The organism is Bradyrhizobium sp. SZCCHNR1043 (assembly GCF_032489675.1).
GTDB lineage: Bacteria > Pseudomonadota > Alphaproteobacteria > Rhizobiales > Xanthobacteraceae > Bradyrhizobium.
This window is the reverse complement of record NZ_JAUEYN010000001.1, coordinates 385,836-397,695: the sequence shown is the minus strand read 5'-3', so window position 1 is coordinate 397,695 and position 11,860 is coordinate 385,836. Positions and strand designations below refer to the sequence as shown.

The window sequence follows — 11,860 nt, the reverse complement described above, 5'->3', positions numbered from 1 at the left end:
CGAAGGTTCTCACGGCGTCACCGTCCGTGAAACGTCATCCTCCTGCTCACGTTCAATCGAAGTGGAACACCAGCATCCGCAATTCGATGCTCTCGCGCGGTGGCGCATCGGTCGGCGTCGTCGGGTCGACGAAGGCGGTATGCGGTCCGAACCGCGTGCGCCCGTCGGTCGCCGAATCGTAGCACTTCAGCAGCAGCGCCTCGTCGGGTGTCATGTCCGGGAAATAGAACCAGCGATGAGCGGGATTGTACGTGACGGAGTAGATCTCGCCGTTGCGGTTGGGATAGATCAGGTCGGACGCGACCAGATCATCCGGCGCGACCGTGGTCCCGTCGCACATCGCCAGCGGCGTGTCGCGCAACGGCCCGATGATTGGCCGCCACAGGTTGATCACCTGAACCCGCCCGCGCAGCAGGTCCTCCGCCTCGGCGCCGAGATGCTCACGCACCCGGTTGGCACCCGACGTCGCGGTCTGGTCCACATGCACGCGCGTCGCCGGCTGGCGCGGCCCGCCGTCACGGACGTCGGGAGCACCGGCCACACGCTTGCGCAGGGTGTGGTCGAAGATCACGACGCGATCGGCGCGCAAGGTCGCACGAATGAAGGCCTCCGCCGCCGGATAATAGATGCTACGGATTTCCTTCTCGTTGGTGAAGTCACGCACGAATGTGGGGTGTCGCACCAGCGCAAAGCCCTCACGGTCGAGCGAGAATGATTGCGCGATCGGGCGGCCGTTGAACACCGGCACCTGACGGGGCTCCGGCAGCGCGGTCGATTTCGGCTCGCCCGGCGGCGGGTCGAACGCATAGGTGCGCGGCTTGCCCGCGGTGGGCGCCAGATAGTTCAGCTCGGCGAGAACGAAGGGCAACGCTTCGATCTTTCTCTCGACCAGGCTCATGGATGTCTCCGGGCAGTTTCATGCGATTGCATGTAGCTTGATCGGTGCCGGCGGTCAGAACAAGCCGGCGCCCGAAATAGCAACGCTCCTGCTTTCGCTGCGGCCCGGCGTAGCAAGGAATTGCTCGTCGAACACAGTGCTAGACCGAAGTTTTCTTCTGTGTGTCGCGTCCTGCGCCAGGACATGGCTGGCATGACATCACCGCAGCCAGACTCGGCGCCATCGGGTCCCTTGCATTCGGGTCACGCCGCCCGCGCAGAACAATTCTTGCTCGATCAGCCTGAAAATCGCGCGACCCATTTTATTGACGGCATGCGGCGTCCTTCTACACTCAGCATCAGAGCACCAACGCGCCCCGCGCCGAACAGACACGATCCGACGCCACCGCATGTCAGCCGCACCTCCGCAGGTCTTCGCCATCGATCTTGGCCGGCGCCCGGCCTTCGTGTTCGCCGCGAATGATCACGACATGGCGCAGAGCCTGGTGCGGTCACCGCGATTGCTCCACGCGATCGACGCTTTCTGCCGGCTGAGGCGTCCTGCCCAGGCCGAACGGCTTGCGCTCCGCGGAGCAACCGACGACGAGGCCGCCGTCTATCGCGACCGCGCCGACGAGCTTGCCGACGCGGCGATCTCCCGCCTTCTCTTGGTTCATATCAGTCCGGACTGACACCGCAGGGAGCGCAGGCCCGTTCGGGCCCGCGCCTGTGCAGCGCGACCGACCTACTCCGCGGCCTCGCTGAGCCCAAGCCGCGCCCGCGGCACCTCGCCGGTCACCACCGACACACGCTCGCCCCAGCGCTCTTCGGGATAGTAGTCCCACACCGCATGATGCTGGCTCGCCCAATTGTCCCAAACCAGCAGCGAGTTCGGCCGCCACTGCACCCGCGTCTGCAATGCAAGCCGGCCTTCGATGTGACGGAACAGGAGCTGCAGCAGCGCATCGCTCTCGCGCCGGGTCAGCTGCACGATGTGCGAGGTAAAGGACGCATTGACGTACAGGAACTTGCGGCCGGTACGCGGATGAGTCACGACCACCGGATGCTCGGATAGCGGATAGGTCTTGCCGGGATCGGGCTTGGCGCCATAGCCGGCGGTCCAGGCCAATGATCCATCATGGATGGCCGTGAGGCCATCCAGCAGCTGCTTGATCGGATCCGACAGGAATTCATGGGCCAGATACATGTTGGCGAAGGCCGTGTCGCCGCCGAGCGGCGGCGTCTTGGTCACACGAAGCAGCGAGACCGCAATCGGGCTGGGATCGCAGGACACGTCCGGATGCCAGCCGTCACCGGCGGTGAAGCGCGAATTCGCATCGGTCTTCCACGACAGGAATTCCGGATCGAACGGCCCGTCGTGCCGGAAGCGGGTCGCGGCCAGCTCGTGCCGGTGCAGCGACTTGCCGAAGCGGCGCGCAAAGCGCTTGTGGTCGTCTTTCGAGATCTCCTGATCGCGGAACACGATCGCAAGATTCTCATCGAGCGCGCGGTGGATTTCCGCGAACTGCTCGTCCGGCAGATCCTTGGTGAGATCGACGCCGCCGATCTCGGCGCCGACCGTCGGACTGAGCTGCCGCACCTTAATCGTGCGATACGGCTCGCGCCGGGCGCTGTTCCATGCCTGGATGGCCAGCTTGTCGTTGAAGTCCCTGTAGAAGCTCATGACTTGTCCTTCTCGAAAGTTGCGATGTGGGAGATCAGATGACCGCGCGGCGCAGGCGTCCTCCGCCGGTCGCGACGAGCGCACGGGCCGCGCGTTCGGCCTCGCGCGCGGAGGCAAAGTGCTGTCCCTCCAGGCTGTCGAATGCGCGTTCGGATGAGAAAAAGCTGAAGCCGCGCTCGTCGGCCGTGACGATGCCGGCGGTGCGGTTGAGAACCTCGATGACATAGGCTTTGGACATGACCGGTCGTTCGCCGCGTGCGTGCGGCGCTCCTGTCTGATCTGCAGATGGTTGAAGGCGTTGAATTCGGCTGCAGCGATCAGCAACAGGCCCCGGTCGCCGCGGAGAAACAGCGGCCGGCAAGGCGCTTGCGCACCAGGCGATCGGCTGCGGTTCGGGTTCTCATCTGGCGTTCCGTGGTTGAGCGATGACGACAGGGAATATCGGCGCGAGGCGCTATGCGGTCAATGAAATGGAACTTCAAAGATTGCAAACCAGCGCATCGTTTATTTCAGAACGACACATCTCGACGCAAATAGTCGCTCGCTTATCCGGAAGCTGGGATTGAGACGGACTTGCAGATGACGCGGCGTGGGACATCGTACGACAAAAGCTTTCTCCACGTTTCAAACAGCAGGCATGGCTCGGGGATCTCGCGGCCGCATGCGCCCGAGCTTTGCATTCGTTCGACCTCTCCTTTGAAGAAGAGGCGCAGGGAAGACCGGGTATCGGCTGATACCCGCGGTCCGCGTGCAGCAGAAAAGCACGCGGCAGAACCACAGGTTCAGCCCAATATCCGGCCTTCCCTGCGCGACGGTTTGAACGGGTTATAGGCGCTCTCCCCGGGGATCGGCTGTCTTGCCCCCGTCGCCGGCGGATCATCATCACCGCCGGCTTGGCATCAGCACCGCGATGCCAGGACCACACCACTTCGCCGTCGCATCGCTCCGTTCGTCGGCGCGGGCTTTGACACCCGGCTGCGGAGCAACGCGCCCATCGCCTCCCCAGCTCGACGCTCGTGACGATCGCGAAACGTCCCTCTTCAGCGAGCCGGGATGCGCGAGAATGTGGAGGTGATTTGCCCGACAACGCAAGTGAGGAGTCCGCGACAAACTGGCACGACGGGCAGTTGGCGCATGTAGGGCATGCGTGGATTGCTCGTCGGGCAGATGATCCATCGCACGACGACCGGGCGTCCGTGAGTCGCCTCGCCCCTCCCCCATCGTCATGGCCATGCTCGGTCACAGCCATCCACGTCGTGGTCATCACGAAGAAAGACGTGGATGCCCGGGCCTTCGTCGCGGGCCCCGCGCTGAACGGGGCAGCGAGGGCGGTCTCGATAGCGAGCGAAGCTCACGAGTTTTGTGCACTGAAGATCATCTAGCCGGCCTCCGCAACCGCGGGGGTGGTGGAGCTAGAGTGAGTTCGTAATGATCGAATCACTTTTGACCACGAGGAGGCGAAGATGATGTACGGCGGGATCGATCTGCATTCCAACAGCAGCGTGATCGTGGTGATCGACGAGGCGGATCGCGTTCGTGGGACAGAAGCGCTTGCCGAATGAGATATCCAAGATCATCCTCTTTCTGAAGCCCTGGCAAAGCGAGATGAAGGGTGTCGTCGTCGAGTCGACCTACAACTGGTATTGGCTGGTCGATGGCCTGCAGGAAGCTGGCTTCCACGTGCATCTCGCCAACACATCCGCTATCAAACAATATGAAGGACTGAAGCACAGCGGCGACGAGGCCGACGCGCAACATCTCGCTCACTTGCTTCGGCTGGCTATCCTGCCGACGGGAACGATCCTGCCGAAGGAGCACCGCGTCGTGCGAGATCTGGAGCGCAAGCGCATGCAGCTGGTGCATTCGTGCACGGCGCATGTCCTCGCGGTGGAAAACATCCTGACCCGACAGTTGGGCAGACGAATGACCAGCAACCAGATCAAGCGACTGACCAACGACACGATCGACAGCTTGCCGTTGGTCGCCGATGTGGGCTTGGCAATCAAGGCGAACGTCGCCGTCATTGCGACACTGCAGGCGCAAATCGAGGTTCTCGAGATACGCCTGCAGGAATGCGTCAAACGCCAACCGCAATATCGCCTGCTAACCAGTGTGCCAGGGATCGGTCAGACGCTAGCGACCGTCATTCTCCTGGAAACCGGTCCAATCGAACGGTTCGCTGACGTCGGCATTTTGCATCATACGCGCGCTGCGTCGACAGTGTGCACACCAGCAATCGCAAGAAGAAAGGCGAAGGCAACGTCAAGAACGGCAACAAATATCTTGCCTGGGCATTCGTCGAGGCGGCGAACTTCGCCAGGCGCTTTTGCCCCGAGGCCAGCCGATTCCATGAACGCAAGAAGGCCAGGACCAACAACATCGTTGCGACCAAAGCGCTGGCGCATAAGCTGGCCCGGGCCTGCTACCACATCCTGAAGGAGGGCAAGCCGTTCGATATAACGCGCTGCTTTGCCTGAAGGACGACGACGATCCGGTGAGCCGCGTACGGTGACTGGAGCTGCAACCAGCTGCACTGAATTGGACGCCGGATCGCCGTCACCAACTGCACGATAGCGGATCGCCCGAACTGCAAGCCATCCGGAGATTGGCGCCGGCACGCCGACAGCCATGGTTCTGTGAAACTCTTTTGGATGCGGGACGGCACCAACGTTCTTCTGGGGCGGCTATGCCGCCAGGGCAAGGCCTCGATTGGGCCGATGCTTGATCCTCATGGGTGTCTGGCGCGATCCGCGATGCGGGCGCAGCCATCGACCGAAGAAACGGGCGCGGTTCAAAACGACGCAGCTGGATGCGACGACGAGAATGGATTGGCAGATGGCACTGCCAAAAAAAGCTCTGCGGCACTTGACGAACGGCCGGCTAATGGGTGTCACCGTAATCCACCCGGGTTGATCAAGCCCAGATCGCTCGGCTGATCTCGCTAATTCTTGAAGACATCCCCTGTGACGAGGACCAGATCACATCGGAACTCGTCAGAGGTCTTGCCGCCTGCATCTTCAATCCGGTGGTAGCAGGTGTTGTTGCCGAACGGCCTGTTCTCAAATTTACCATTCTTGTCCTGCACGATCTCGGCTCGGATCTTCCCGCCCAGCATGTTGAACAGGACGTGTGCCTTATCGCCTTTGCAGGCAAGAATGATGGCGTCACCGCCGTCTTCCAGGCCCCCGGCGCTCACGGCTTCTTTCAGGCAGTCGTTGATGCTTGCGACGATCAGATCCTTCGATCCGACTTCAGCGGCGGCGGACACACTCGGCAGAGCGAGACAGATGAACATTATGAACTTCTTCATGACGACGGCTCTCCGGGCCGGATTGAACGATTGATCGCCTCACCCTAACCACTTGGGACGATGAGGAATGCCTGCTTTGACAGCCGAGAAACTGGGCGCAAGTCAGGCAGACAACGCAAGAGCTCGTCCAAATCTCGGCGTGCGACATCGGCCGAAGTCCCGTGCCCATTTTTTGGCGCGGCATTGGCAATTTCATTGAGAGCCTGCACCCTGATCGCGCCACTGAACCGTTCCGACCGACATGGCCGAGAGGCTGAAGGCCCTGGAACGGGAGAACCGTGAGCTTCGGCAGGCCAATGAGATCCTGCGCAAGGCAAGCGCCTATTTTGCGACGGCGGAGCTCGACCGCCGGTCCAAGCCATGATCGCCTTCATCGACGATCACCGTGGGACATATGGGGTCGAGCCGATCTGCAAGGTCTTGCCGATCGCCCCTTCGACCTACCACGCCCATGAGGCCAAGCGGCGCGATCCGACCAAGCTGTCGGCGCGCGCTGAGCAGGACGCCGGGCTGAAGATTGATCTGGTACGAAATCATCGACGGAGCACCAATCGTCTGATTGCGGCCTATCCGCGTTATTTTAGGCTGAAGTGGAGCCTATGCTGACGATACGTCTGGTCGTTCTGCTTTCTTTAGCGCGGAGCTATTCCCATTTTGTTTGAGTGCAGGTCTAGATTGGCGCCAGCTTTGATCAGGCCGCAGCCAACTTCAGTGAGGGCGCGAAATACTTGCGCTTCTCGAGACCCATGATCTCAAGGCTGCCTACGCCCTCACTCCTACCCGATCGTTCCCGGCGGCTTGCTCGTCACGTCATAAACCACCGGGTTCATGCCCTTCACCTCATTGATGATGCGCGTCGCGACGCTACCCAGAAACGTCATGTCGAACGGATAGAAGTCCACGGTCGTGCTATCGGTCGGGGGTCGCTGCGCGTGGGCCAACGCAGTGGTCACACGTTCGGCTGCTGCTCGGCGCTCGATCAGTCTTCCCAAGTGACCCAAGACGTGCCAAGTTAGCATAAAACAACCAGGAGGACACACTCTATGCGCCTTGAGCCAGCACTCTCGCGTTCAATGCCCGCAACAGAACCACTGAACATCGGCGGCGACTGGAAAAATGAGCTCCGGTCAGAGATGCACCTAGATCAGAATGGGGCAACTCTCACGGGGCACTACAAGAGTTATAAGAACGACGCCGGCCAGATTGCGGCGGAAGGTCCCTTGGTCGGCTGGGTGAGCGGCAAGCTTGTGGCCTTCTCCGTGAATTGGAACGGACTAGACTCGATCACGTCGTGGGTCGGGCAGCATATTGAAGACCAGGACGGGCCGCGGCTGGTGACACTATGGCAGATGACGAAAGCTGTTCCCGACGGCAGCGAATGGGAATCCATCAACGCCGGAGCCGACACATTCTGGCGGGTCTAACGACCCGCTGCCGCCCCCTACTCCCACTCGATTGTCTCGCGCTAGATTAAGGCATTGATCTTGAAGGCTTTTGCGCAGGCATCGTTTCAGGGTGCCGATCGCGAGACCGACGATTTGGTTTGATCTTGATTCCACAGGAATATCTTGTGCGCTCATGCCGAGCGCCCGTTCGGCAACTATCGGCTGCTATTGCCTACACGGCAATGAGCAACTTCTAACCTTGGTGCCAGCCGCTCATGAATGAGAGCTGAGCGGGAACGACAATTCAACTCCGAAAGCAGCGCGTCGGCCAGGCGATATCAGGAAAAGGCTGCAGAGGCGCATGATGCTCAAGTCGCCTCGTTACGGGGACGTGCAACCATATCATCTCGAGTTGCCCAAATACGAGCACTGTCCACTACTCGAGCAGCCCCGAGTCGTTCGTCAATTGCAAACTTCCCAAGTTGATCCCGTGTTGCACGCGATATAGCAGCGAGCCGGCGGGGATCCGAAGCGGCGCGACTACGCCAGCGAGCCAGTTACGTGCGTTGGCCGGGCGGCGGGTGGGGAAGGCCACCCCACCCTGGACAACGACAACAGTCCTCCTAACCACTGCCGCGTCCCCACTTCAGGCAACAACCCGTGGCCGACTTTCACAAGCCGCGAAGTGTGACCAAGTCGTTCTCATGCCTCCAGGCTTCGAGAGGTCACATCGAGCCATGCCTGGAGCGAGCTCAAGAGCATGAGAGCCCTCAAACATTCCCGCCGGCGACATTCCTGCCCACGAGCCAGCCGAAGACCAGCGCCGGACCCAACGTGATTCCGGGCCCGGGATAGGCCCCTTCCATGATCGAGGCCATGTCGTTGCCACAGGCGAACAGGCCAGGAATGGATGAGCCATCCGCGCGCAACACCCGCCCGCGCGCATCGGTGACGAGGCCCGCAGACATGCCGAGATCGGCCGGATAAACCGCGACGGCATGGAAAGGCGGCTCCAGGATCGGCGCGACGCAGGGATTGGGATGCTGATCGGCGTCGCCGAGCGCACGCTGATAGATGTTGCCGCCGCGGCCGAAGGCGGGATCCTCGCCGCGCACCGCACCGGCGTTGAACTGGTAGACGGTTGCAGTCAGCGCCTGCGCCGGGACGCCGATCGTCTCCGCGAGCGCGTCCAGACTGTCGGCACGCTTGAGATAGCCGGCAGCGACATCACGCGCGACAGAGCGCGTGAACGGCTTGATCTTGCCGAGGCCGTATCTCCACAGGAAGCGGCGATCGCAGATCAGCCAGGCAGGAACAGCCGTCGCGTGCCTGAGCTGCGCGCGCACGAACTCGTGGTAGGACACCGCCTCGTTGACGAAGCGGCGGCCGGTGCCATCGACCGCGATCAGGCCGGGCTTGGCGCGGTCGGTGACCGTGTGCGGGAAGACGCCACGGCTGCCGTCGGCCCGTGTGAAGGTCGACGCCGGCACCCAGAACGCGCCCGCTTTCGTCGGCGCCGACAGGCACGCGCCCAGGGCCATGGCCAGCCGCGCACCGCGTGGTGCGGCGCCGGGGTCGACGGTGGCCGACAGCAGGCCGGCGGCCTCAGGCACATAGCAGCGGCGCAGCTCGGCATCATGCGACAGCCCGCCGGTCGCGAGCACCACGCCGCGCCTTGCGGTGATCCAGGAGCGGCCGGAGCGATCGATAATTTCGAGCCTCGAGACCCTGCCCTGCGCGTCGGCCTCAAGCTGCTGGACGGAGGTGCCGGTGCGTATCACGACGCCACGATCGAGTGCCGAGCGCAGTAACCGCGCCGCCAGCGCGTTGCCGAGATAAAGCGTCGTGCCGCGCCGCGCCGTGAGCCGCTGCAGGCCATAGCGCACGATCAACCTGGCCGCATGCAGGGTCGAGCGCAACGATCGGCCGGCACGGCGCAGATGCGGGATATCCTGGCGGCTGATCATCATGCCGCCGAACAGCATGAACTCCGGCAGCGGATCGCGCAGCAGCGCAAAGGCGTCGCCGAGGCCGCGCGCATCGAATGGCAGCGGCTCCAGCACCCTGCCTCCCGCGGTGGCACCGGGCAGGTCGGGATAATAATCCGGATAGGTCGGCACCGGCTGCAGCCGCAGCGCAGTGCGGACCTCGAGATCGCGCAAGGCTTCGTCGCCAAATGCAAGGAATGTCTCGAGCCGCGTGCGGTCCTGCCCCGGCACGGTCCGGTCCAAATACGTGCGCGCCGCCTCCAGCGTATCCGCCCGCCCCTCCGCGGCCGCCTTGTGATTGGCAGGAATCCAGACCATGCCGCCGGAGATGGCGGTGGTGCCGCCGACGAATTCGGCCTGCTCCAGCAGCAGCACCGAGCAGCCGTCAGCCGCGGCGATGGTTGCCGCCGTCATGCCGCCCGCGCCGGCTCCGACGACGACGACATCGAACGTCTCGCCGGCGTGCAGCGCCGCCGTCATGCTCACACCATGCCGCCATTGGGCTGCACGATCTGGCCCTGGATCCAGGAGGCCTCGCCGGAGGCCAGGAAGCGCACCACCTCCGCAATCTCGCCCGGCTTGCCGATGCGATTGAACGGGCTCAACGCCGCCATGCGCTGCTTGGCCTCCTCGGTCTTGCCGGCATTGAAAAGATCGGTGTCGACGGGACCGGGCGCCACCGCATTGACGCGAACACCGCGCGCCGAGAGCTCCTTCGCCATCGACCGCACCAGGCTTTCGACCGCTGCCTTGGTCGCCGCATAGGGCCCGGTGCCCGGCACCGCGTGGCGGACCAGCGATGTCGTGATCGCGACGATGGCGCCGCCGTCGCGCACGCGCCGCGCTGCCTCCGCCAGCACGTTGAAGGCACCCAGGACGTTGACCTCCATCAGCAGCCGAAAGTCCTCCGGCCTGAAGCTCGCGAGCGGGCCTGCCGGCACGTTGATGCCGGCGTTGGCAATGACGGCCTGCGGCGCAGCACCGAGGTCGGCGGCAACTTGAGCGAAGACCTGCGCGACCGACGCGGCATCGCGAATGTCGACCTTGTATTGTCTGCCGGACCCTCCGTCCGACGGGTGATGGGTGGCGTAGGTCGAGGCCACCTGCCAGCCGGCGACGGCAAACGCCCGCGCGCAGGCGGCGCCGATGCCGCGGGAGCCGCCGAAGATGAGAACGATCGGAGAAGAAGTGGTCATTTTCGATTCCTTGATGGAGATGGTGTCTTCGCCATCGCGGCCCGCGTCGCTTCGATCGTCGCCTCGATGCCTTTTTGCAGATCGTAGCGCGGCTGGTAGCCGAGCTCCGCTTTGGCGCGGCCGATATCGAGCGCGCCCTTGACGGCGCTCAGCACGCGGCCGCCATGATGATAGGAACCGGTGTCGCCGACCGTGATTCTCGCACCGGGAATGGCGCGATTGACGGCGTCGGCCGTGTCGCGCAGCGTCGGTGCCACACCGGTCGCGACATTATAGGCGTCGAAGCTGTGATGCGGCTTGTCGAGCGCGAGCAGCACGCCAGCCACGGTATCGTCGATATAAACCTGATCAACCGCGAGATTGCCGCCGTCCTCCTGATGGAATGGCTCGCCGCGCAATGCGGCTTCGATGAAGGTGCGAGGCATGCGCAGGCGCGGCAGATGCGGTCCGTAGACCCAGCAGGTCCGCACATTGATGCATTCGAGACCGTGATCGCGCGAATAGACGCGACCATAGTGCTCGGCTGCGAGCTTGGTCACGCCGTAGACGCTGGCCGGCTTCTGCGGGTGCTCCTCGTCGATCACGGCGGATTGGAAGTCGCCATAGGTCTCCTCGGTCGAGATCTGCACGACGCGCCTGACGCCGGAGAGCCGCATCGCCTCGAACAGGTTGATCGCGCCCTCGACATTGACCCGCAGCGCCTTCAACGGAATGTCAGCGGCCTGAACCACACCGACCACCGCAGCGGCATGAATGACTGCATCGGGACGGAATGTCTGGAACGCTCGCAGCACTTCATGCCATTCGCCGAGATCGATCGCAGCGTTGACGAGTAGCTGTTGTTGCGAGGCGAGTGCGGCCATGGCCGGCGAGACCACCAGGTCGATGGCGACGACGCGATCGCCGCGCGCGAGCAGCGCCTGCGCGATGGCCGCGCCGAGCCAGCCGCAGGCGCCGGTGACCAGAATGGTCTTGCTCGTGGTCATGCCCGGCCCCTCACCGCGGCGCCGGCTCCTCGTCGGTCGGCGGGCTGGTGATCACGAGGAACAGCAGCGGGTCGTTGCCGGTGCAGTGGAATTCGTGCACCACGCCCGGCGGAATGTAGGTGACGTCGTTGGCACGGACCAGCCGGCGCTCGCCATCGAGGATCAGGATGCCCTCGCCCGACAGCACGTGATAGATCTGCTCCTGCACCTTGTGGGAATGGCTCTCGACATGCGCGCCGGGTTCGTAGGAGGAGATGCGATAGTCGAAGAAGCGGCTGCCTGTGGTATCCGGTGTCACGATCGCCTTGGACAGCGCCTGATTGTAGTGGCCTGGATACTGGGTCCAGAAGATCTCGGCGAGATTGCGCGTCACCGCCTTCTTCTCTGTCGCCGCATTCGCGTAGGCGTTCGGTCCGGGAACGACGATGGTCATGT

The 11,860-nt window shown here is 63.2% G+C and carries 11 protein-coding genes, 3 pseudogenes and 1 other annotated feature; of the genes and pseudogenes, 5 read left to right on the top strand and 9 right to left on the bottom strand.

Annotated features, from left to right (window positions below; all coding sequences use genetic code 11):
* Positions 1-52: 52 nt before the first annotated feature.
* Positions 53-898 carry a CmcJ/NvfI family oxidoreductase gene (locus QX039_RS01625; protein WP_315739239.1) on the bottom strand — a complete coding sequence of 282 codons (846 nt, stop codon included), beginning with the start codon at positions 896-898 and terminating at the stop codon, positions 53-55.
* 388 nt (positions 899-1,286) lie between these two features.
* Between QX039_RS01625 and QX039_RS01620 the strand changes: the two genes are divergently transcribed.
* The gene (locus tag QX039_RS01620) at positions 1,287-1,568 is read left to right on the top strand and encodes a hypothetical protein (RefSeq protein WP_315739238.1); all 282 of its coding nucleotides are present in this window, start codon (positions 1,287-1,289) and stop codon (positions 1,566-1,568) included.
* Positions 1,569-1,621: 53 nt separating this feature from the next.
* Here QX039_RS01620 and QX039_RS01615 read toward each other — a convergent pair whose 3' ends face one another.
* Together QX039_RS01615 and QX039_RS01610 are read right to left on the bottom strand one after the other, a co-directional pair.
* Positions 1,622-2,560 (bottom strand): TauD/TfdA family dioxygenase, encoded by a 939-nt coding sequence (locus QX039_RS01615; RefSeq protein ID WP_315739237.1) that lies wholly within the window; start codon positions 2,558-2,560, stop codon positions 1,622-1,624.
* A 34-nt stretch (positions 2,561-2,594) separates the two neighbouring features.
* Complete coding sequence (locus QX039_RS01610) at positions 2,595-2,798, bottom strand: hypothetical protein (RefSeq protein ID WP_315739236.1); 204 nt, start codon at positions 2,796-2,798, stop codon at positions 2,595-2,597.
* A gap of 1,367 nt (positions 2,799-4,165) precedes the next feature.
* Between QX039_RS01610 and QX039_RS33040 the strand changes: the two are divergent.
* Both QX039_RS33040 and QX039_RS33035 read left to right on the top strand, forming a co-directional pair.
* Positions 4,166-4,453, top strand: a pseudogene (locus QX039_RS33040) (transposase); the annotation flags it as partial.
* 329 nt (positions 4,454-4,782) lie between these two features.
* Positions 4,783-5,037, top strand: a complete 255-nt coding sequence (locus QX039_RS33035; protein WP_409998836.1) for a hypothetical protein — start codon at positions 4,783-4,785, stop codon at positions 5,035-5,037.
* Positions 5,038-5,501: 464 nt separating this feature from the next.
* On the opposite strand, the gene QX039_RS01600 is transcribed toward QX039_RS33035, so the two are convergent.
* Entirely contained in the window at positions 5,502-5,870 is a 369-nt protein-coding gene (locus tag QX039_RS01600) for a hypothetical protein (RefSeq protein ID WP_315739234.1), read from the bottom strand.
* A gap of 235 nt (positions 5,871-6,105) precedes the next feature.
* On the opposite strand from QX039_RS01600, the pseudogene QX039_RS01595 reads away from it, so the two are divergent.
* Positions 6,106-6,401: pseudogene (locus QX039_RS01595) on the top strand (IS3 family transposase); the annotation flags it as partial.
* Positions 6,189-6,305 (top strand) — a sequence feature (AL1L pseudoknot). Its footprint overlaps the pseudogene before it by 117 nt.
* A gap of 245 nt (positions 6,402-6,646) precedes the next feature.
* On the opposite strand, the pseudogene QX039_RS01590 reads toward QX039_RS01595, so the two are convergent.
* Positions 6,647-6,812, bottom strand: a pseudogene (locus tag QX039_RS01590) (GMP synthase (glutamine-hydrolyzing)); the annotation flags it as partial.
* A gap of 101 nt (positions 6,813-6,913) precedes the next feature.
* On the opposite strand from QX039_RS01590, the gene QX039_RS01585 reads away from it, so the two are divergent.
* Positions 6,914-7,294, top strand: coding sequence for an avidin/streptavidin family protein (locus tag QX039_RS01585; protein WP_315739233.1), 381 nt, complete (start codon positions 6,914-6,916; stop codon positions 7,292-7,294).
* Positions 7,295-8,025: 731 nt separating this feature from the next.
* On the opposite strand, the gene QX039_RS01580 is transcribed toward QX039_RS01585, so the two are convergent.
* From QX039_RS01580 to QX039_RS01565, 4 genes are read right to left on the bottom strand one after another with little or no spacing between them, the layout of a single operon-like run.
* Positions 8,026-9,723, bottom strand: a complete 1,698-nt coding sequence (locus QX039_RS01580) for an FAD-dependent oxidoreductase (RefSeq protein WP_315739450.1) — start codon at positions 9,721-9,723, stop codon at positions 8,026-8,028.
* Between the two features lie 2 nt (positions 9,724-9,725).
* A complete protein-coding gene (locus QX039_RS01575) occupies positions 9,726-10,439 on the bottom strand; it encodes an SDR family oxidoreductase (protein WP_315739232.1) in 714 nt (237 codons plus the stop codon).
* Positions 10,436-11,425 (bottom strand): NAD(P)-dependent oxidoreductase, encoded by a 990-nt coding sequence (locus QX039_RS01570; RefSeq protein WP_315739230.1) that lies wholly within the window; start codon positions 11,423-11,425, stop codon positions 10,436-10,438. Before QX039_RS01570 ends, QX039_RS01575 begins: the two co-directional genes overlap by 4 nt.
* Positions 11,426-11,435: 10 nt before the next feature.
* Positions 11,436-11,858, bottom strand: a complete 423-nt coding sequence (locus QX039_RS01565) for a cupin domain-containing protein (protein ID WP_315739229.1) — start codon at positions 11,856-11,858, stop codon at positions 11,436-11,438.
* Positions 11,859-11,860 lie beyond the last annotated feature (2 nt).